The following is a 20,894-nucleotide window of genomic DNA, read 5'->3' on the forward strand; positions in this document are numbered from 1 at the left end:
TATTTTCTCCTGTCTATAAATCTTTTAGTGCCTGCTCTAATCCGTTCCAATCAGCAGAATCAGCACATGACGCAATAATATTGAATCTCTCTGACTCATTTTCGGGGATTCTATATTCGCGCAAACTTGCAATAATCCCATCAATAGAGTCGCTGTCAAAAGTTGCTGCAAATTCCTTTATAGCTTCATAGGCCTCATGCAAATTTTCGGGAGTGATTAATTCTGCGTCATTATTCACGTAAAGCGGCGATAATTTTTCCCGATACGATTTATAAAGCGCAATTAATTCCGGAGTCTTTGATTTTATTTCGTCGAGATCGTTATTATTTCCGCAGTCTTCCAAGTGAGCGGCCCTGCTTGATAACTCTTCAGCCCCGATTAAACGTGCAGAACTCTTTAACGCATGAACCTTGATCGTATAATTATGAATATCTGACACGCTAAAAAATTTCTCAATGTCGCGCAAATTATTATCTATTGAGTTCCAGAATTGAGTCAAAGTTTTGCTTAAGATCGACTCATTTGCACAATTTTTAATGGCCTCGTCGTAATTAAGTCCGTCGGTGAGTGAATAAAATTTTTCAAGCTCTGAAGGCTCGTGAGATTCTGAAATTTCCTGTTCTGACTCGCCCTCCTGCAATAAAATTTTTTCCTGCGGCAGATATTTAATTAACGCTGCTTCAAGACTCGCGCTCTCTACTGGTTTCGATAAATAATCAGTAAAGCCCTCTTCAAGATATTTGCTTCTTGCACCTGATACAGCGTCGGCAGTAAGACATATTATCGGCGTGTCAATATTTAGTCCGTTTTCCTGCGCCCGAATGTTATTAAGAGTCTGAGTCCCGTCCATTTGCGGCATACGTTGATCCATGAGAATCAAATCATATTTTGTGCGTTGAGTGTGTGAGAGTGCTTCTAAACCGCTTGAGGCCGTGTCAAGATTTATTTCTGTCTTGCTTAATAATCCCTCTATAACTGTTAAATTCATGTCTGTATCATCAACTACTAACAAATGAGCGTCAGGAGCCTTGAATGACTCTTTATATGCGCGTAAAGCATGAACATAACGCTCAAATTTTTCCTGGAAATTTCCGATCGGTTCGGGTGAAATAATTTTTTGCGGCAAATATATCGTAAATGTTGACCCTTTGCCGTATTCGCTGGTAACTTCGATTTTTCCGTCCATCATGCGTAAAAGATTCTGAGTGATTGAGAGTCCTAATCCGGTGCCTTCGACTGTATTATTTTGCACGAGGTCAATGCGCTCGAATTTCTTGAACAATTTCGGTATGTCTTCTGCTCTTATGCCGATTCCTGTATCGCTAACTCTGAAGACGAGATTAATATTTTCGCCCTGCTTTGTTCCTGTTACATCAAGTGATACGCTGCCTTCACGAGTATATTTTACTGCATTGTTGAGAACGTTTGTTACGACCTGTCTGACTCTTACTTCATCGCCGAACAAATCATCAGGCAAGGACTCATCAACATTAACTGTAAACTTTAAATCTTTCTGTCTAGCTTTGAAGACTATCATATTAGTAACGTCATTCAGCACAGAACTTAATTTATAATCACTCTCTGCGATTTCCATTTTTCCGGCTTCAATTTTCGAGAAGTCAAGAATATCGTTAATTATCGAGAGTAAATTTTTCCCGGCGCTCTCAACGTTTCGGGCATAAGTTGTTATGCGGCTTGAAGTGCTTTCGCGGATAATCATTTCATTCATGCCGAGAACAGCGTTAATGGGCGTGCGGATCTCATGAGACATATTTGCGAGAAACTCACTTTTTGCGGAATTTGCCCGGCGTGCTTGAATCGTTGCGGCCTTTGCGAGTTCTAATGCGTCTTCTAATTGTGTGCTGCGTGCTTCCTGTTCCTTGTGAAGTCTCGTCGTGTCGGATACCAGAACAATAAAGAATCCCGGATTAACGGCGTAAAAATTGAATTGCTTGTGAAAAATTTTATCGTCGATCTCACACGTAATATTTACCTCATAGAGCGCACTTCTTTGAGTCCCGAACGCAATCGAGTCAGGTGCAAGAGAATGAGCCATAGACTTTTTTTGCTCGTCTGTGCCGTGTAAAATTGGTACGATTTCTTCATTTATATATTGGCTGAAAATGTCATGTGAATTTTTCGGGAGTATGCTGCCTTCTAACTCTTCACTGACTGTAATATGATATTTTCCGGTTGCTATATATGCAATCATCTCGAACTGGCGCGCAAGAATTTTATCTACTATAGTTTGATAAACTTTTGAGTCATTGCATTCACGCTCTGTGATAAATGCTGCGACATGGCCGTTAAGGGGATTTCTTGTCATCATCGCAGAAAATTCAACGTAGCAGATAGTACCGTTTTCGCGCTTTGACAATAACACCTGCTTAGTAGAAATTTGACCCTTTATATATGAGTCAAGCAGTGAGTCAACGTTAAAAGTTTCAAGAAATTTTTTGCGTTCCATGAAATTTATATAGTGTTTTGCGCGTGATTTGAGCATGTCAGAATAAATTTTTATGTCAGACTCGTTTATAAAAATGTCTCTGCCCCTAATTTCTTCGAGTTCGTCAAGAGTTAAATCAGCTCTGAACATTCCGAGAGTGTGCTCGTCCTGATGATAAAAATTTTGCCCGATAGTGTCATAACTTGTGCGTATTTTTTCCTCATAATTTTTGAATCTGGTAATGTCCGAGAAAGTTATATAAATATATTTTGACTCGATAAATGCAAAATGAGCTTCACACCAGATTAAATTATTATTGGCTGTAGAGATTCTGAGCTGCAAAATTTTTGACTCGTCGGGTGAGTGCTTGTGTTCGAGCATATAATCAACGAGCGAAATATCTTCAGGGTGAATTAACTGCATAAAATTATAATCTCCTGAGTCAGCCTCAATCATTGCGAGAAATTCAGGCGATATAAAGAGTGTTTCATAATTGCTGCTGTCAATTAAAATTGCTCTGTCACCGAGCTGCTTAACTGTTTCGATAAATTTTATTTCGTCCGGCAGAGAACGGCACATAAAAATTTTTTGCTCCTTCATGTTGCGAGATGTAATTATTATATTACTAGAGGGATAATTTTTCCTGAACAATTTATATTCAAGTAAATATTTTGTGCTGCCTATATGATATTTTCCCGTAAAGATATTCAAGTGAGTCTGTAAATTTTGCTCCTTCATGTTGCGAGATGTAATTATTATATTACTAGAGGGATAATTTTTTCCGAACAATTTATATTCAAGTAAAGTCAAAATTTTATCGGCTGCTATTGTTTGCCGCAACAACGTGCGTTTATAATTAAGGGCGGGGAAAAAGAGCGCGAGAAAAACGGGTTTTAGGGGGGAGGACAACAAATTTTTTATAAATATTCAAGTTTTTAGCTCAACAAAAATATTTTGTCATAGATTCCCAAAAATGTTTACTGACCTATGCTATAATAACAAAAAATTTACCATCAAGTTACTCAAGTGAAGTTATAAATTTTGCAACTACATTTACAACTACAAAAAATTTAATTTTTCTCAATGACAGCAAGCATTCATGAAAAAATTTTTTTGCTTAAGGTGTGTATTTGCGCGAGATATTTATTTGATTGATAATTTATAGCGTGAAAATTTTTCGTCCTGTTCTCACGTTAAAAGCGAAAACTTTTTTGTATCTGAAACAATTTGTAGCGCTAACATGAAAAATTTTTTACTGATATTAAAGTCTAGCTGCCATACTTAGAAATAAACGCGAACCCGCTCGAACTCATAAAGCAGCGCGAACGGGCAAAAATTTTATTTACTTGCAAATACTATCCAGCCACGCAAATAATAAATCTAAATCGTAATTTCCGTCGTGAGGGACATTCCAAGCAGCAGAAATTTCTACGTTACAGCCGGACTCTTTTAATTTCAGCGCAAGAATAGCAGGTACAGCCATAGAAGTATCGCGATCTTTGACTCCGTGCCTTATTCGCCAGTGCTTGGCCGTGTCAGCTTTGCCGATAAAATTTAATGGGTTCATGAGTCTAATAATTTCAGAGTCGGCCATTTTGGGATTATCTGAAGTCGAGTGTGTGAAAGAATATTGCGTGAAATGTTTATCATCAAATTCGTTATTCTCGAAAGATTTGCAATTTAACGCGTCAAATGCCGGGGCCGCTTTCATTCTTGTAGCCCATACAGCATATTTCTGCAAGTTCATTGATTTAACTTTTCCGCCCTCAATCACAAGCCAGTCAAGCCCGATTAAATCTTCGCCGTTGTCAAGAGCTTTCTGCGCCGACTCAATGTATAAGCCTTCTACAAAATTTCTGAATGTCCCCATACCGTTAGAGTCAAGCGTGTAATCTTTAAGGCCTAACGAGTTCACATAATCGGGAAAATTTTTCTTGAGCGTCTCAGAAGCAGCCTTCATTTTTTCGTCCATTTCGCGCGCTGGTCCCATGTGATAAATATTAACCCCGTTAAATACCCATTCATACGCCATATCAGCATGATCTAAATCTGTTATCGGACAATAAACGACTGAAGCAAAAATATTGTCTTTCTCGTCAGCTGCTCCGATTTCGCGTAAAAATTTTTCGTATTCCGGAGCATTACCCGTCGCGCCTAACAGTGAAGATAACGCACCTCCAGCGCTGAGACCGTCGGAAATAATTTTTTCTGTGTCTCCTGCAGGTAAAGAGTCTTTGTTGTGCCTCACCCACCTGACAGCAGCTTTGTAATCGACAATCAATGCCGGTGCTTTGCCGTTTGCGAGAGTTCTGCCTCTTATCGCAGGAGTAATCACTACATAACCGCGTGAAAGTGCGTAAAGTGAGACGTTAGCTCCTCCGTGCATTAAATCATTTGCGGGGATTAATTGTTTTCCCGGCATGTAACCTCCTACACCGTTGGGCATGAAAATTGGTGCAGTTTTTGCAGTGTAGCCGTTGATAGTCTCACCGTTGAAATATTCTTCAGGTACATAAATATTTAACCGCTGATATTCAATTTCTACAGGTTTAGTTACATATGGAATATCAAGCCATGATCTGAAAGTTACGGGCTTTCCGTCTGCTAACATAGTTTGAGACACGCAGTCAATAGGCCGAGCAGAAAATTTTAAATCGTCAGCAAAAGCACCCGCACCCATAACGCAAATGAACACGAGCGCAAATAAAATTTTTCTACACACTTAAATATTCACTCCTGCTTTCTCAAAAATTTTCAACACTTCTTCAGACGATTTATAACCGACTTCAACTGCTATTTCTTTCCCGTTTGAGTCTCTTAATATCAGAGTCGGGACGAATCTAATATTATATTTTTTCGCTATATCAGGGTTATTATCAAGATAAATATTTGTTGTAGCAATTCTCCCGCGATATTGATTATTAATCTCACGCAGGACTCCCGACATTTTTGCGCACGCAGAACACGAACGAGTCGACAGCATTATAATACTAGGCACTCCGGCAAACGCAGAACCGGCAAATATAAGAACTAATACGAGGCTCATAAAAATTTTTCTGACTTTCCCTCTCATGATAATACACTCCATTTTTGCAAATAATATAAAATTTTAAGACTTTGAGCGATAATCTTAATCCATAATAATAACTAAATTTAATTGCGCTATAATTGCATAAATACACACAAAATTTTACGAAAAGGAGCGATGCCTAAACATGGACGAACAAGGAAAAATTATAAGTTCATACGATATAGACGAAAATTTAGCCCTTCAGATGTGGACAAGGGGAAAAACTCCGCGTTTGTCGATATTCAACAAGAACAAGAATCAGCGCAAATTAATTCATATTGCATGGGTAGAGAAGCGCGACAGAACTTTATCAATCAACGGCAAAAAACGCGATGAAAATTTTTCGTACCAAGTGCAGGACTTCGAACCGGCAATACAAAAAATTTTAGCGGCCTTTGCTGTAAATACTAACTTTAGAGTCAAATTTTTTCAGGTTGTAGTCGACATTGAGAAAGCTGTACACCGTCCCGAAATTGTATCGAGTGCGGGCGAAATTGCTTTAATGTCCGAAGATAAACGCTCGTCTCTATGGATTAATGACGCGTCCGGAGATCGTGAGGAGTTACCATTTGGAATTTTCCGGCCGTTTTTTCCTGTTAATGACGCTGAGTCAGATTTAATGATTCCTGAAAAAATGCGTGTCCCTTCTCAGGCTGCAAGAAGTGTTGAAGGACTCATAAATACAGGAATCCCCGCAGCACTCAAGAAAATTAACCCTGAACGCTGGCACAACGTAATTAGAGTTACAGCAGCGGCTATGTTGTTAGGTTTCTCATATTGCGGAGCTGAAGGCACGAAAATGTCCGATTATTTATGGTCGGCAGGCGAGAGACCCAAAGCACCCGGAAATTTGCCAACAATGAAGATTCCCGTGAAAAATTTATCTCTTCACGATCCTGCATTATTTAAGCTCGGTCATAAATTGTCAGCTTATATCAGGCACTATTATTATATTGATGAAGTTATTATTAATTACGTCTCAGACAGCGAGAAGGACTCACAAGAGCGGGGCTTTACACGTTCAAGGCGGGTAGATTTCTCAAGCGGGACTCTTGGTGATGTTCCTTATCGAGTAACTTTTTTCGAGAATGAGACAATGGGATTAACTGCTTTCGGCTGCGTTCCCCGAATGAACACGACAAAACATATCGGCGATATAATGATAACGATTCCGACAGAAATTTATAAAGCTGCCTTACATAATGATACTATGGGAAGCACTGAAGACGATTTCTTTACGTTGACGCGGCTTTTATGGGCGAAACAGTTTAAACAATGGTACGAAAATATTAAGCCCTATGTAAAAAGTTTTGCAGGACTGGTGAATTAAATGCGAGTAAAAAATTTTTTGTGCGTGATAATTTTATTGCTGTTAGTGGGAATCTCTGAAGCTGCACAACTTCCGCGCAGAATTTCAGTTGTGATATTTCCGGCGCAAAATTCTACAGAGCTTGAGGTCTGGGAGAGCAAATTTTATCCGTATGACGTTTTGCGGCAGAAAATGAATGATTATTTAGAGTCAATGTTCAAGCGTTCGCCCCTTGTTGATGTCAGGACTCTTGATGAAGCAGGCATGAATCAGTGGCTATCTTCTTCACGGCGCGGCGATGATATGGCCGTACAAATTGAATTATTTAGTTCGACAATGCGTGAAAGACATGTACTCGGCAATTATGAGTCAGCAAAATTTTTGATACGAATCAGAGTCTATGACACAGCGCAGGTTAAAGAATTATCAGTCAGAAACGTTAAAGGCACCGACAGAAGATTTACGCTTGACTCGGAGTCTGATGTTTTTTTCTTTGACGCAACAATTAAGGGTTTAGGCCGCCCATTTAGAGACGGACTCGATTTGTTCGGACTCACTCAGCAGCCCTACAAAGGTCAAAGAATGAGTCGCCCGACTTGGCAGCAATTTAATACGACTCCTTACTGGGCAGCAATAAGAAAAGCTATCGAGGAAGCACAGAAACAGGCAATGACTCAAATTCGCAACGCAATCAGGAGCAACGACCCAAGCGCGCAATTAACAGCGAACGATAATTTTTCACCGTCATACGTAACAGCAGGAAGAATCTTATCACCTACAGCAGACTCAAAGCGCATACGACGAAAATATATAATTTCTCTGGGAGCATTTGCAAACTGTTCGCAGGATGGAGTCAGAGTCGGTGAGATTCTTGATGTTGTGAGATCCGATACATATGTAACAGTGTCGCCCGAAGAGCCTATTGCAGTAATCCCGAAAGTTATCGGCAAAGTAAAAGTTATAAAAGTTTATGAAGATAATGCAATCGTTCAAGTTATACGCGACAACCAGAAAGAGCCCATCCAGCTTAATGACTTAGTAATCAAGCGCACGACTATAACAGGAAGGTGAGACAATGAGAAAAATTTTTATTCTGTCAATCATAGTGCTTCTGCTGATAAATAATAATCCGGCATTTTCCGACGGAGAACCGCAAGACGACAGCACGCCTTATAACCCATATCCGGAGCAGCCCGCAAAGACTCCAACTCCCCCGACACCGCCGAAAAAATCAGTTCGACGAGTCAGAGCAAGAAAGCCCGCTCCCAAACCTGCACCCCGTCGAGCTGTTAAACCTGCACCCAAGCCCGCGCCTAATTATTTACAGCAGGCAATTAATTTATTGAATCAAGGACGTTACGAGGCAGCCAAGCCATATTTGATTAAAGCTATCCAGACGAACAAAAACGATCCTAATGTATGGTACTGGTACGGGAAATATCATGAATATATCGGGAGCTTTTATCAGGCACAATATTATTTCACAAAAGCAGTGCAGATAGATCCGAGCTTTGAGCCTTTGTCGAGAGTCGTTTATTATCCTAATGACCCATTGAAGACTCCTTTATGGGATCCGAGACGACCCGCGAGAATTTATCCTGTTGAGACTTCCGGACGTGGAATTACAACAGTTCCCCCGAATGCACGCGATAGAAATAGATTCCCGAATGCCCCCGCAGATCCTCAAGTCCCAAGCGTACCCGTTTATACACCTCCTGAGCCCGGCTCAACTCCTATTGATGGCGATAGATGGCAGCCTTCTATTTATGTTCCTCCGTCGCCCGATGAGTTACAGACTGAAGGAGGACGCACACCCGCATATATTCCGCCTTCTAACAGCGCAATTATTTCGACTGACAGCACAATTTATAATCAAGTTACAGCAGATCCCGTTATAAGGACTCCAGCGACACAGCCCGCGCCGCAAATTGTTCGAGCAGATAAGCCCTTATATAATCCGCCCGAACCAGGTCAAAAAATTAATGTTACAACGAGGACTCCTAGACAGCCGAGAAAACCAGCAGCGCCCGCGAAAACGACTCCGACAAAACGAGCACCGGCAAAACCCACGCGCAAACCTGCGACTCAGCCGTCAAGGACTCGCACTCCTGCAAGACCTTCAACGACTCCAGCAACACCGACTCCGCCGACTCGACCTGCAACGCCTGCACCGACTCAACCGGCGAGACCAACGACTCCAGCACCGGCGACTCCTGCAAGACCAGCGACTCCAACGCCAACACAACCGCAAATCACGAGACCGACTCAGCCTGTTACACCTCCGCCGACTCTTCCTCCGAGAATTGAACCTGAACCGGAACCGCAAAGAGTCCCCCAGCAGCAATATTTACCGCCTGTAGGACAATTTTCGCCTGACCCCGGTACGATTTCAGAGACTCCGATTCCTCCGGTTGGTCAGAGAAATCAAGATTAATTCATGGAGGCTGAAGAAAGAATCATGAACGCTAAAAAATTTCTTGCGGTTATAATATGTTTGATTGCGTCGAAAACTTTTGCGGCCGATAATGCAATTAGAGTCACTCAGCCTGCATATCATTACATGAGCTTTTATGTTTATAAGCCTGCTAATTTGCCGATTGACATTTACGCGACTTTTGACGGCTATCTTGTATATAAGAATAAAGACATTTGGTATTATGCGTCATACAATAACGGTGCTGTAACAAAAACGGGCTATGTTGTAGGCTCTGTGATTCCTCAAGTTGTGAAGCTCAAGCCCTATAACGCGCGAGTCTCGTCAGTTGCTCCCATTTTAGGCACTCAAGCAGCAGAACCCGAAGCACCGCGAATAATTGAAGTTGACAGCTCATCGCCGGTTTATTCGCCTGATTGGACAAGAGACTCAAATTTTATGTCCATAAGTAAATGGCGCGGAAGTGTTGACAGAGTCGGAGTCTTGAGCCGGCCAAAAGTCCCGGTTGCGTGGAAGGGCGATTATCCAAATGTTATTTACGTGTGGACGGGCGCAAAATGGAAGCAGATTTTTCCGCGCAGTAATTTTTCTAGTGCATTAAGTACGTTGAGGCGCGAAATTTATTCATTGACTGTCGAGACAAACAAAGCTAATTTGCTTCACTGGCAGGACATGGACTCGCACGTTTTAGCGCAATATACTAATTCATGGGGTTATGAGTGGCTCGGAGTAATAAATTTAGGGAGTGATTATCGATGATGAAAAAATTTTTTGCTGCTGTCATTGCGTTATTGCTGTTAGAGTCAACCTCAAGCGCAAAAGTTTATGTTGCTGAACCTCTTTTAGTGCCTGAGTCGCCCTATGCCGGAATGACATTTTACGTGTACAAGCCTTATAACATGCCTAAAGACTGGTATATAACTCTTGACGGCTACCCCGTGAAAAAAAATCCTGATGGAATGTGGGTATACGGCACGTCAGAAGGCCCGAATCTCGTTGCAACAAGTTATGTAGTCGGCTCAATTGTTCCGGAGACAGCCGGCATTACAAAATGGGTCAGTGATGCGCAGATTTCTTCAATTAGAAGACTCCCCGGCGATGAGTTCTTAACAGTGAGACAGGGAGCTTATACGCGCTCACAAATGGCAATGGGGCAAAAAAATTCTACGTATATACCTGATTGGGCGTTCAGGGGCGATTTTATGTCAGTCGGAAATTGGAAGGGAACAATTGACAGAATCGGAGTGCTTGACAAACCTGCTGTCCCAGTTGCATGGAAGGGAGCAAAACCGGCAGTGATTTATATATGGACTGGCCGAACATGGTATCAGATTAACAGACGAGGCAGCGAGAACCCCGCAAACGCAATCAGACGCGAATACACCAATATTCAAAGATTCGTGAGGGGATCGGGCTTCAAATGGTACGAACAAGACACGCCTTATTTAGCGCAGCAGTCTAGAAAATGGGGTTATTATTGGCTAGGGCAGATTAGAGTCACGAAATAAAATTTTTTGTACGAAATTATTTGACTCTGTGAAAATTTTTCGCGGAGTCATTTTTTTGTGCTGTATAATCATAAAAATTTTTGTGTTCAGGAGTGAAAATTTATTCATGATAGATTATTGCTTGAATGCTTATAATATGCCCGATTTGAATTTATCGGCCGGGAAAATTATAGAGCTTGCCATAAAGAATAATTTTGCGTCCGGTAATGTGTGGCAGAATTATTTGACTCATTTTATTGTGAACGATGAAAATTTTTTCTCGCTTTCATGTGAGAGACGCACTCCCCCTGATGGAACGCTTGAAAGTATTGCAATTTCTGATTTTGCAGAGTTCATGAAATTTTTTAGTTTTTCCCGTAAATGGCTTGAAAATTTCGAGAGTACTAATAATGAATCTGACTCTATAATCTGTGAACTTAGCAGGAAATTAGCTGACTCTGATTCACCCGAAAAATTTTATAATCATGTTACGAGCTTTTATGCAAATTACGGCGTAGGAGTCTTTGCGCTCAATCGTGCATTTAAATACTATGAGGGAAAAATTATCCCTGTCAAAGTTGACGAAAATATAAAACTTGAGAATCTTGTCGGCTATGAGATTCAGAAGGCAGAACTTACGCGCAACACTGAAGCATTTATCAACGGACGGCCCGCAAATAATGTCCTGCTTTACGGCGACGGAGGCACAGGAAAATCTACAAGCGTTAAAGCTCTGTTAAATAAATATTTTTCGCAGGGACTCAGAGTCGTTGAGGTCTACAAGCATCAATTTAGAGATATTCTCAAGATCGCCCATAAACTTAGACGCAGAAATTATAAATTTATTCTGTTCATTGATGATTTGTCATTCGAGGAAAACGAGATTGATTATAAATTCCTCAAAGCAATTATCGAGGGCGGAATCGAGACAAAACCGGAAAATATTTTAATCTACGCAACATCAAACCGCCGTCATATAGTCCGTGAAGTGTGGAAGGATCGCGATGACATGGAACACAAAGGCGACATTCACAGATCCGACACTGTAGAAGAAAAATTGTCGTTAGCTTCAAGATTTGGAATCGCCATAAATTATTCAAGTCCTACACGAGAAAATTATCATGATATAGTAATTGAGCTTGCAAAAGAGGCAGGACTCGAAATTGAACGCGAAAAATTATTATATGGTGCTGACAGGTGGGAAATTCAGCACGGAGGCAAAACAGGGCGGGCAGCAAGACAATATATTGATTATCTGTTAGGGGAAAAATGAATCTGGCTTTTCCCGAAATTACCGGCTTGAAATATAAGGCACTTTCACAGCGAGTCAGAGTCATTAGTGAATCTTGGCTCTCACACGAAATGTATTGTCCTGTATGCGGTTATGATTCTCTCGTTAAGCTCCCTAATAATGCGAAAGTAGCGGATTTTATGTGCGATAATTGCGGGGAAATTTACGAACTCAAGAGTAAAAGTAATTCAATCGGCAAAAAAATTTTAGACGGTGCTTATTATTCAGCCCTTGAACGAATTACGAGCCGGACCAACCCGAATTTATTTGTGCTGGGCTATCATGAAAATCTAGTAGAAAATTTGACTCTTGTTCCTAAATATTTTTTCACGCCCGATATTTTGCAGATTCGCAAGCCTCTATCACCTACAGCAAGAAGAGCAGGCTATATCGGATCTTATATTCTTTACGGCAATATACCTGAAAACGGAAAAATAGCAGTCATTGAGTCCCGTCAAGAAATAGCAAAATCTGTCGTCATGCAAAATTATAGTTATTCGGCGAGACTCAGACTCGATAATATGAACTTGCGCGGATGGCTGCTTGACATTCTGAGATGTCTTGATAAGATCACTCACGAAATATTTTCACTCGACGAACTATATAAATTTGAGTCAGAGCTCGCAGAAAAGCACCCGGAGAATCATAATATTACTGCCAAGATTCGCCAGCAGCTGCAATTTTTGCGTGATAAAGGCTTTATTGACTTTGTCGGGAGGGGAATATACAGAAAAATTTTTTAGGAGCTGATACCATGCCGAAATTTGAAGTAATAATAACAGAGACATTGACAAAAAGTGTTATTGTCGAAGCAGAAGACAAAGACGCGGCATTTTGGAAAGTACGCGAAGATTATTACGACTGTATACACGTGCTTGATGCAGAAAATTTTTGCGGTGTAGAGTTTGAGACTCTTCCAGCTGACGATAACGCAATTTTAACAGAATACAGCGATAATGATATAGAGTAAAAGATTATGTAACAGGCGTTGAAACAGGTTTAGACTCTAATAGCCGTAAAAATAGGGGAGGAAAGCAAATGGAAAAACTTGTTGCAAAATTTCTCACACAATCGGGAGTAAAATTTCAGAAGCAAGTAACAAGCCCGAAACTTGGCCTCCCATCAGATTTCAGAGGAAAAAATAAACGCTGGGACTTCGCCGTCAAGACAGAAGAACATATTTACGTAATAGAGACAAATTTTTACACTGACGGCGGTTCCAAACTCAACGAGACAGCACGCAGCTATATATTTCTTGCCAACGAGGCGCGCAAAATTCCCGGCTGTGTGTTCGTATGGATAACTGACGGTTTCGGCTGGAAGAAGACAGAAAACGATTTTAACTCAGGTGATATTATTACAATTCTGATATAATTCAATATATCCATAAAAAATTTTTTATCGAGGTGTCATAAAATGAAAATCGGATTTATCGGACTCGGCATTATGGGCAAACCTATGGCAAAAAATTTAATCAAGGCCGGTCATGAGCTTAGAGTCTTTGACATGAACAAAGCTGTAATTGCAGACGTTGTAGAATTCGGACAAGGTAAAGCAGCCGCCGCAGAAAATGCAGTTGACGCAGCAAAAGGCGCAGAACTCGTTTTGACAATGCTCCCCAATTCCCCGCACGTAAAAAGTGTAATGCTCGAAGATGACAAAGTCGCCGATCACATGGAAAAAGGTGCAACATTTATCGACATGTCATCAATTAACCCTATCGCAAGCCGTGAAATCGCAGAAGCCCTCGCGAAAAAAGGTATTGACATGCTTGACGCTCCTGTTTCAGGCGGTGAACCCAAAGCTATCGACGGCACATTAAGTTTCATGGTCGGCGGAAAAGAAGAAGTCTTCGCAAAATTTGAACCGGTCTTAAAGGCTATGGGCTCAAGCGTTGTTTTATGCGGTGATATAGGCGCAGGCAATGTAACAAAACTTTGCAATCAAATCGTTGTTGCAGTAAATATCGCAGCAGTTAGTGAAGCTCTCATGCTCGGCAAGAAAGCAGGCGTTGACCCTGAAGCAATCTATCAGGCAATCAGAGGCGGACTCGCAGGCTCTACTGTTATGGACGCAAAAGCACCCATGATTATGGATAGAAATTTTAAGCCCGGATTCAAAATCGATTTGCACATAAAAGATTTAACAAATGTAATGGACGCTGCAAAATCAGTTGACTCGCCGATTCCCTTAACTGTGCAGGTTTTCGAGATGATGAAGATTTTACACGGCGACGGCAAAGGACAGAACGATCACAGCGCATTAGCACTCGTTTATGAAAAAATGGCCAACACACAAATAACTCGCGGTTAAATCACAAATTTTTCATAAAGATTAACTATACTGACTTCATGAGAGTTAATATAAAATTAATTTCATGAGGTCAATTTTTTTATGGGAGCGTTATTTTATGCGCAGAATATTATTAGTTGTTATGTTAATTGCTTTGTCGGCAAATTTTGCAGGTGCTCAAGAGGTTACAGCTTTATCCATTGAGGAATGTTTAACGCTTGCTCTGACAAATCACCCGTCATTGAGAAAATCTCAGGCAGCAACAAGAGATTTACAAGCTCAACTTGAAGCACTCAAAGCTAAAGACAGAGTCACCGTTAATCTCAGGGGGTCAGCCTCGAACAGCGGCAATTTTCAATACTGGGACGATAACATGAACGCTGGGAGTTTATCTCTTACGGCCTCGAAAACTATTTATGACACCGGACAAAATCGTCTCAGCAAAGAAATCAGGAATGAAAGCATACTAGGTTCACGCGAAACAGAGCGCAATACTCAAATAACAGTAGCAGCAAATGCAAAGAAAGCCTATTATGATTTAGTACTCAAAATTTTAAACAGGGACACCGAGCGCGAAAAATTAGCAAGCCTTGAGGAACATTTACGGAGCGCACAAGGTTTCTACGATGTCGGGCAAAAATCTTTAATCGACGTTACTAAAGCAAAATCAGACGTTGCAGCAGCTAGAGTCTCACTGTTAAAGGCAGAAAATGATATTCTAGTCGCTCAAGAAACTTTACGAGTCGCAATGGGTACTGACATAGAAGGAGCATTTAATCTCGCTTTATCGTCAAAATTGTTATTGCCTGAGTCCGCAGAAAATATGAATGATTTAGTAGCTACAGCCTTGCAGGATCGTCCGGACTACAGAAAATTACTTCATGACGTGAGAGGCGGAGAACTCGCGATAAAGAGTGCAGCGCGTTCAAATTCTGCTACGATTACAGCTTCAGCCGGCGGGACTTACGGAAAACGCGAAGGAAATAACCCTTCACGCGAATACACTATAGATTTGAGTCTCAATGTACCGGTTATAGACGGCGGAGCAGCAAAGGCAGCAGTCGAATCAGCACGGGCACAACTTGAATCACTCCTTGCAGACGTTGAGAGCGCAAAAAATACCATCACTCAATCTATAAGAAGTGCAGCTCTGACTCTCAAAGCAGCAATCAACACCGTTAAATCTTCAGAAGAGGCTATGAAATATTCAGAAGAAAATTTGACTCTTGCACGGGGACGCTATGAAGTAGGAGTCGGCGATGCACTCGAAGTAAGCGACGCAGTATCGAGTCTAGCAACTGCAAGAGCTACATATTACAGAGCTTTATACGACGCTCAGGCAGCAAGGACGGATTTAGACTCAGCACTCGGACATTTACCGCCGGAGATCGAGGGAAAATTTTAGATGATAGATTTGCACATTCACTCGAACGCCTCAGACGGTACAGACTCGCCTGAAGAACTGCTGCAAAAAATTTCGGAGTCAGGAATAAATATTTTTGCCCTGACTGATCACGACACAATAACGGGCGCGCTTAAGATTCGCGAACTCATACCGGAAAATATAAAATTTGTTCAGGGTATAGAATTTTCCTGCATAACCGGAAGTAATAGCAAGTGTCATATTTTAGGCCTTAATTACGACGAGAATAATAAATCTTTCCGTGAAGCTATCAAAACCGGCGAGGACTTGAGGCACGCAAAATTTTTCAGGCGCATTGAGTTACTTCGTGATAAGTTTGCAATTACGTTCACTGACAGCGAGATAAAAAATTTATTGTCAATTCCAAGTGTCGGCAAACCTCATATAGCAAATATGATAATAGCTAAGGGATTCGCACGCACAAGACCTGAAGCAATAGAAAATTTTATAGACAAATGCAGGACAGGAATCGACAAGATAAGCGCAGAACTTGCAATTAATGCGATTATTGACTCTGGCGGCGTAGCAGTATGGGCGCACCCTTTAGGCGGTGAACGTGAACCGGAATTACCGCGCGAAAAATTTATTATGACACTCGACGAGCTAATATCTTACGGGTTAAACGGGCTTGAATGCTATTATTCAAAATATGAGCTTGCAAAATGTGAATCCCTCGCAGAAATCGCACATGCAAGAAAATTATTTATTTCCGGAGGCAGCGACTATCACGGCAAAAATAAATCTATCCCGTTAGGCAGACTCAACGCTGAAAATATTATAGTTGATGCAAATAAAATTACGATTTTAGAAATATTATAGAGAAGGAGTATAGAACATGATAGCAGGAATCAAAAAATTAATTTTACTGGCACTCATAGCAGCAGGAGGCTGGGGAATATATTATTATTTCTTCCACGAAGAGCCGACAGTTTACGGACTTGTAACGGCACAAATATCGCGGGGGAATATCACTTCAACAGTTACGGCAACAGGTGAATTAAACGCAATCAGCGTAGTAGAAGTAGGGACTCAGGTCTCAGGCATAGTCAAAGAATTATACGTTGATTATAATTCAGTCGTCAAAGCAGGCCAGTTAATAGCGTTAATAGATCCTTCTGTGCAGAAATTAGCATTGAGTGAGGCGCAGGCAAATTTAGTCGGTATGCAGGCGAGTGTATCAAGCGCGCAGGCATCATTGAAGGACGCTGAAGCACAATATAAGCGCAATCAGGAATTATTACGCAGAAATTTAATCGCACGCAGTACAGTTGACACAAGCGCAGCAGATCTCGAAGTCAGACGGGCAGCACTCAAGGACGCACGCGCAAAGGTCGAACAAGGTAAAGTCGCAGTCGAACGCGCAAAAACGAATCTCGGCTACACACGCATAACTTCTCCGGTTAACGGCATAGTAATAGACAAAAAAGTTGAGGCAGGGCAGACAGTCGCGTCAAGTTATCAGACTCCTACATTATTCAAAATCGCGCAGGATCTCTCAAAGATGAAAATTGAGACAAAAGTTGACGAAGCCGACATCGGAACAGTTAAAGAGGGTCAAAACGTTACATTCAGAGTCGACGCTTTCCCCGACGAGACTTTTAACGGCAAAGTTGTACAGGTAAGAATCGCCCCGACAACTACGGACAATGTAGTAACTTATACAGTTATTATTCACGTCGATAATCAGGAATTAAAGCTCAAACCGGGAATGACCGCAAATGTTTCAATCGAGACAGCAAAAGCCGAAAACGTTTTGAGAATCCCTGTAGCTGCTTTGAGATTCACTCCTCCTGAAGATTTGCTGAAGACTATTTCATTTGACAGAAATATTTTAACGATGAGAAAGACTCTTAACACCGGGACTCTTTGGCCTGAACATGACGGATTTATGATGCGTCCGATAAGAGTCGAAACGGGAGTAACTGACGGCAGATTTGTAGAACTCGTCAAAGAAATTAGCACGGGAACAAGACCGCCCAGACCAGACGGCGACACACGACCAGACAGAGGCCCGCGGGAAATTTTGCGTGAAGGCGTGAATCTTGTAGTAAATGCTCAAGCAGGAGTAACAACAGGCACAACAACAAGAGGCGGACTATTAGGACAACCGAGAGGGCCAAGACCGGACGGACGCGGGGGTCCAAGATAATGAGCAGCATAATAGAAGTCAAAGATCTCGTAAAAATTTATAAGACCGGTGATGTTGAATTGCGCGCGCTTGATTCTGTATCGTTCAAAATTGAGCGTGGTGAGTTCGTGTGTGTTATGGGGCCGTCAGGTTCGGGAAAATCTACAATGATGAATATTTTAGGCTGTCTCGATGTCCCTACTTCCGGTTATTATGAGTTGGACGGCGTGAACGTCAAGAATCAGAATAAAGCCGAGCTTGCAGACATACGCAATCAAAAATTAGGTTTCGTCTTTCAGGGATTTAATTTGCTCTCTAAGTCTGACGCTGTAGAAAATGTAGAATTGCCTTTGCTTTATCGAGGTGTAAAGGGCTCGGAACGACGTAAGGCCGCTATTAACGCGCTCGAAAAAGTCGGACTCGGTGAAAGATTACATCATAAGCCTTCACAAATGAGCGGAGGACAGCAGCAAAGAGTCGCAATCGCCCGCGCAATAGTGGGAAATGCACCGATTATTTTAGCTGACGAGCCGACCGGAAATCTTGACACAAAAACTACCGTTGAGATCATGAACATTTTTTCAGGACTTCACGAGCAGGGTATAACAGTAATTCTTGTAACTCATGAGCCGGAAATTGCAACATGGAGTCAAAGAGTTTTACGCTTCAGGGACGGGCAGTTAATTGCAGACGAGGCAGCACCGAAAAAAGATCAACTCGACACAGAAGCAAAGCCGCAGGAATAAAGAAAATCCCCCGTTTGAATCATTAGCGGGGGAAAATTTTTTACTCATTCATTAAGTTGTCAAGGTTTTAATTTATTTCGCAACGATTCTATTTCATCAACAGTGAGACCGAGACCGATAAAATATTTCTCTGCACATTCTTGTAAATTGGCGTTATAAATGCTCTTGACTCCGAAAGCCTTTGCAAGGAACGCGCGAATCTCGTTATCAGCGACAAAATTATACTCTGAGTCAGGGTCAGAATCCGGCACAATCCCGAAATAATTATAAAACGAGATCAGAAAATCGCTCACGACTTCATTTGCAGAAGCACCCATCAAGCACTCAATCAATGCACACACAAAGCCGGCTCTATCTTTGCCCAAATCGCAATGAATTAAATATGGCGGTTCGTTGTTGATCATGAATCTAATACCGCGCGCGAGAGTTTTTCTAAATTTGCCGGTGAAAAATTTTGTGCTGAGATTCAAGCAAATGATATTCTGTTTACTGTAATAACTTGCGTCAAAGTCTGGATATTCTTTAATGCTTGTTGATGAGTCAGCGAGGTTTATAAAAGTTTTGACTCCTGCTTCCTGAGCTAATTTGTCGGCGATAAGATTTCTATTTCCCCAATTTTTTACGGGCGATGATGAGCGGTATAATTTATTGTGTCCGATTCCAGTTGTTGTTACTTCGCGGAAATTAGCAAATTCTCTGTCGGTCAAATATGAATAATTCTGCCTGTCCCTGCCGAGTCTGCGCGATAAACTTTTATAGAAATCTTTTGCGTTCCTGACAGCCGATTCCGCCGGAAAAACTATAAACGCAAATATAACCGCGAATAAAAAAATTTTACGTCTCATAAATTAGCCTCTGTCAATAAATTCATGATTGCGTCTTGCATTTCTTGAACCGTGTGAGTCCTTGAGCGCGCGCACTCTTGAGCCTGATTATCACAAATTAGACACTTTCTAAAAGTTTTTCGCGATAATTTAACCCCGTCAGAGTTTATCACGTCAATATCAAATAAACGGCCGATTTGTGAGTTATTCTCGATTTTGAGTGCTAAAAGTTTCAAATTTTCCGGTGAAATGTTGCTGACTGACAATAAAAGCTCGTCGCCTGTGTCCGAGTGAGTCTCAAGAGAGTCATTAATTTTTGCGTTAATTTGCGCGAGGGAGTCAAGAATTAAATTTTTTCCCGTATCGAATGCTTTGCGGATTAGTAAATTTGTCTTGATCGGGCCTGGGATGTTCATATTGAATGATATTAACGGCGAGTGATATTTATCGAGAAAAATTTTTTGTTCGTGTGCGCGTTTTTCACGACGTGCCAGTATTTGAGATAAATTAATTTCACTGCCAGTCATAAAAATAGTATGGCTCAATCTATTCTCCGGTTGCGTCCCAGTTTTTATTTTTGTTTCTTATTGCAGAAAGCTGGTTATAACGGTGCAAAAGCTCTGTATAAATATTTTCGAAAGGTTCGCGCTGATTAGCAGAAAGCCCTACAGACCACCATTTTCTAGGTACACAATATAAATTTTTTGTAATAAGTTTATAATATAACGTATTTCCTATAACAGCAGGTGCAAATCCCATGTCAATTATTATTTGATCTACATGTGTTGCAACAGCTCCCACACCAGCTGCGCCAAAACCGATTTTGACAATAGGAAACTGTATTAATTCTTTATTTTCACCTGCAATCGTCCTAATTTTATCTAAATGCATTACATCATTGATATTAGGGGTTACAGGTATCAACACAAAATCAGCGTTCTTTAGAGCAAATTTAGAGAGTTCATTAGCACTAGGATGGCAATCTATTATCAGCCAGTCTGTTGAAATATTAAAATGTTCCTCTTTTAGTGGGTCAGTGCGTACAGTTAATAAATTTTTGAAGCTGACATTATCTTTCAAATGGGACATATAGTAAGAAAAATTTTGTTGTTCGTCCTGATCAAAAGCTACGACATTTTGTTTATGCATAAGAGCAATTTGAGTCAATATTATCGCCCATGTTGTTTTGCCGACTCCGCCTTTAAGATTGAAACAAGCCACTTTTATAGCCACGCAAATAACCTCCTGATTGATTAATGAATTTATGAAAGTTGAATAAGTTCTTGAGATAAAAATATTATAACATTGACTCGAAAATTTGAAAATATAAGCACAATACATACGAAAAGAGGAAGCCCTAATATAAAGACTTCCTCTCTGATTTAATTATAAACTGGCGACGGTCTGCTCTCCCGTGTGTACCCCACACAGTACCATCGACGCT

The 20,894-nt window shown here is 41.1% G+C and carries 19 protein-coding genes and 1 pseudogene; 14 read left to right on the top strand and 6 right to left on the bottom strand.

Annotated elements, in window-relative coordinates:
• Nucleotides 1–13: 13 nt before the first annotated feature.
• From IJT21_06995 to IJT21_07005, 3 genes are all read right to left on the bottom strand, one after another.
• Complete coding sequence (locus IJT21_06995; protein MBQ7577992.1) at nucleotides 14–3,256, bottom strand: response regulator; 3,243 nt, start codon at nucleotides 3,254–3,256, stop codon at nucleotides 14–16.
• Nucleotides 3,257–3,788: 532 nt separating this feature from the next.
• Nucleotides 3,789–5,168, bottom strand: a complete 1,380-nt coding sequence (locus IJT21_07000; GenBank protein ID MBQ7577993.1) for a hypothetical protein — start codon at nucleotides 5,166–5,168, stop codon at nucleotides 3,789–3,791.
• Complete coding sequence (locus IJT21_07005) at nucleotides 5,169–5,519, bottom strand: thioredoxin family protein (GenBank protein MBQ7577994.1); 351 nt, start codon at nucleotides 5,517–5,519, stop codon at nucleotides 5,169–5,171. It abuts the gene before it with no gap.
• A 142-nt stretch (nucleotides 5,520–5,661) separates the two neighbouring features.
• Here IJT21_07005 and IJT21_07010 point away from each other — a divergent pair, with 142 nt between their 5' ends.
• The 14 genes and pseudogenes from IJT21_07010 to IJT21_07075 all read left to right on the top strand — a co-directional run bounded on the left by IJT21_07010 (nucleotide 5,662) and on the right by IJT21_07075 (nucleotide 18,626).
• Complete coding sequence (locus tag IJT21_07010) at nucleotides 5,662–6,846, top strand: hypothetical protein (protein ID MBQ7577995.1); 1,185 nt, start codon at nucleotides 5,662–5,664, stop codon at nucleotides 6,844–6,846.
• A complete protein-coding gene (locus tag IJT21_07015) occupies nucleotides 6,847–7,896 on the top strand; it encodes a hypothetical protein (GenBank protein ID MBQ7577996.1) in 1,050 nt (349 codons plus the stop codon).
• A 4-nt stretch (nucleotides 7,897–7,900) separates the two neighbouring features.
• A complete protein-coding gene (locus tag IJT21_07020; protein MBQ7577997.1) occupies nucleotides 7,901–9,259 on the top strand; it encodes a hypothetical protein in 1,359 nt (452 codons plus the stop codon).
• 24 nt (nucleotides 9,260–9,283) lie between these two features.
• Nucleotides 9,284–10,018: a hypothetical protein gene (locus tag IJT21_07025; GenBank protein MBQ7577998.1), complete on the top strand. Its 735-nt coding sequence runs from the start codon at nucleotides 9,284–9,286 to the stop codon at nucleotides 10,016–10,018.
• Nucleotides 10,015–10,767, top strand: coding sequence for a hypothetical protein (locus IJT21_07030; GenBank protein ID MBQ7577999.1), 753 nt, complete (start codon nucleotides 10,015–10,017; stop codon nucleotides 10,765–10,767). The genes IJT21_07025 and IJT21_07030 overlap by 4 nt, the downstream gene beginning before the upstream one ends.
• 55 nt (nucleotides 10,768–10,822) lie before the next feature.
• Entirely contained in the window at nucleotides 10,823–12,019 is a 1,197-nt protein-coding gene (locus IJT21_07035; protein MBQ7578000.1) for an ATP-binding protein, read from the top strand.
• A complete protein-coding gene (locus tag IJT21_07040) occupies nucleotides 12,016–12,780 on the top strand; it encodes a hypothetical protein (protein ID MBQ7578001.1) in 765 nt (254 codons plus the stop codon). The genes IJT21_07035 and IJT21_07040 overlap by 4 nt, the downstream gene beginning before the upstream one ends.
• Before the next feature lie 11 nt (nucleotides 12,781–12,791).
• The gene (locus tag IJT21_07045) at nucleotides 12,792–13,007 is read left to right on the top strand and encodes a DpnD/PcfM family protein (GenBank protein MBQ7578002.1); all 216 of its coding nucleotides are present in this window, start codon (nucleotides 12,792–12,794) and stop codon (nucleotides 13,005–13,007) included.
• Nucleotides 13,004–13,411, top strand: a pseudogene (locus IJT21_07050) (type II deoxyribonuclease). Before IJT21_07045 ends, IJT21_07050 begins: the two are co-directional and overlap by 4 nt.
• Nucleotides 13,412–13,453: 42 nt before the next feature.
• Nucleotides 13,454–14,350 carry a 2-hydroxy-3-oxopropionate reductase gene (gene garR, locus IJT21_07055; protein MBQ7578003.1) on the top strand — a complete coding sequence of 299 codons (897 nt, stop codon included), beginning with the start codon at nucleotides 13,454–13,456 and terminating at the stop codon, nucleotides 14,348–14,350.
• Between the two features lie 97 nt (nucleotides 14,351–14,447).
• Nucleotides 14,448–15,734 (top strand): TolC family protein, encoded by a 1,287-nt coding sequence (locus tag IJT21_07060; protein ID MBQ7578004.1) that lies wholly within the window; start codon nucleotides 14,448–14,450, stop codon nucleotides 15,732–15,734.
• Nucleotides 15,735–16,571, top strand: coding sequence for a PHP domain-containing protein (locus IJT21_07065; protein MBQ7578005.1), 837 nt, complete (start codon nucleotides 15,735–15,737; stop codon nucleotides 16,569–16,571).
• A gap of 16 nt (nucleotides 16,572–16,587) precedes the next feature.
• Entirely contained in the window at nucleotides 16,588–17,901 is a 1,314-nt protein-coding gene (locus tag IJT21_07070; GenBank protein ID MBQ7578006.1) for an efflux RND transporter periplasmic adaptor subunit, read from the top strand.
• A complete protein-coding gene (locus tag IJT21_07075) occupies nucleotides 17,901–18,626 on the top strand; it encodes an ABC transporter ATP-binding protein (protein MBQ7578007.1) in 726 nt (241 codons plus the stop codon). The genes IJT21_07070 and IJT21_07075 overlap by 1 nt, the downstream gene beginning before the upstream one ends.
• Before the next feature lie 59 nt (nucleotides 18,627–18,685).
• Here the strand turns inward: IJT21_07075 and IJT21_07080 are convergent, their stop codons facing one another.
• From IJT21_07080 to IJT21_07090, 3 genes are read right to left on the bottom strand one after another with little or no spacing between them, the layout of a single operon-like run.
• Complete coding sequence (locus IJT21_07080) at nucleotides 18,686–19,471, bottom strand: tyrosine-protein phosphatase (protein MBQ7578008.1); 786 nt, start codon at nucleotides 19,469–19,471, stop codon at nucleotides 18,686–18,688.
• The gene (citX, locus tag IJT21_07085; protein MBQ7578009.1) at nucleotides 19,468–19,995 is read right to left on the bottom strand and encodes a citrate lyase holo-[acyl-carrier protein] synthase; all 528 of its coding nucleotides are present in this window, start codon (nucleotides 19,993–19,995) and stop codon (nucleotides 19,468–19,470) included. Before citX ends, IJT21_07080 begins: the two co-directional genes overlap by 4 nt.
• A 1-nt stretch (nucleotide 19,996) precedes the next feature.
• On the bottom strand, nucleotides 19,997–20,683 hold the full coding sequence (locus IJT21_07090) for a ParA family protein (GenBank protein MBQ7578010.1): 687 nt from the start codon (nucleotides 20,681–20,683) through the stop codon (nucleotides 19,997–19,999).
• Nucleotides 20,684–20,894 lie beyond the last annotated feature (211 nt).

It is taken from the genome of Synergistaceae bacterium (assembly GCA_017443945.1).
In the GTDB taxonomy this organism is placed as follows: domain Bacteria; phylum Synergistota; class Synergistia; order Synergistales; family Aminobacteriaceae; genus JAFUXM01.

What these genes read in the sequence shown, in the direction of transcription:
- IJT21_07060 (MBQ7578004.1), top strand. Translation starts at nt 14,448, where the DNA reads ATGCGCAGAATATTATTAGTTGTTATGTTAATTGCTTTGTCGGCAAAT.
- IJT21_07005 (MBQ7577994.1), bottom strand. Translation starts at nt 5,519, where the DNA reads ATGAGAGGGAAAGTCAGAAAAATTTTTATGAGCCTCGTATTAGTTCTT.
- garR (MBQ7578003.1), top strand. Translation starts at nt 13,454, where the DNA reads ATGAAAATCGGATTTATCGGACTCGGCATTATGGGCAAACCTATGGCA.
- IJT21_07025 (MBQ7577998.1), top strand. Translation starts at nt 9,284, where the DNA reads ATGAACGCTAAAAAATTTCTTGCGGTTATAATATGTTTGATTGCGTCG.
- IJT21_07075 (MBQ7578007.1), top strand. Translation starts at nt 17,901, where the DNA reads ATGAGCAGCATAATAGAAGTCAAAGATCTCGTAAAAATTTATAAGACC.
- IJT21_07040 (MBQ7578001.1), top strand. Translation starts at nt 12,016, where the DNA reads ATGAATCTGGCTTTTCCCGAAATTACCGGCTTGAAATATAAGGCACTT.
- IJT21_07080 (MBQ7578008.1), bottom strand. Translation starts at nt 19,471, where the DNA reads ATGAGACGTAAAATTTTTTTATTCGCGGTTATATTTGCGTTTATAGTT.
- IJT21_07015 (MBQ7577996.1), top strand. Translation starts at nt 6,847, where the DNA reads ATGCGAGTAAAAAATTTTTTGTGCGTGATAATTTTATTGCTGTTAGTG.
- IJT21_07010 (MBQ7577995.1), top strand. Translation starts at nt 5,662, where the DNA reads ATGGACGAACAAGGAAAAATTATAAGTTCATACGATATAGACGAAAAT.
- IJT21_07065 (MBQ7578005.1), top strand. Translation starts at nt 15,735, where the DNA reads ATGATAGATTTGCACATTCACTCGAACGCCTCAGACGGTACAGACTCG.
- IJT21_07020 (MBQ7577997.1), top strand. Translation starts at nt 7,901, where the DNA reads ATGAGAAAAATTTTTATTCTGTCAATCATAGTGCTTCTGCTGATAAAT.
- IJT21_07030 (MBQ7577999.1), top strand. Translation starts at nt 10,015, where the DNA reads ATGATGAAAAAATTTTTTGCTGCTGTCATTGCGTTATTGCTGTTAGAG.
- IJT21_07070 (MBQ7578006.1), top strand. Translation starts at nt 16,588, where the DNA reads ATGATAGCAGGAATCAAAAAATTAATTTTACTGGCACTCATAGCAGCA.
- IJT21_07045 (MBQ7578002.1), top strand. Translation starts at nt 12,792, where the DNA reads ATGCCGAAATTTGAAGTAATAATAACAGAGACATTGACAAAAAGTGTT.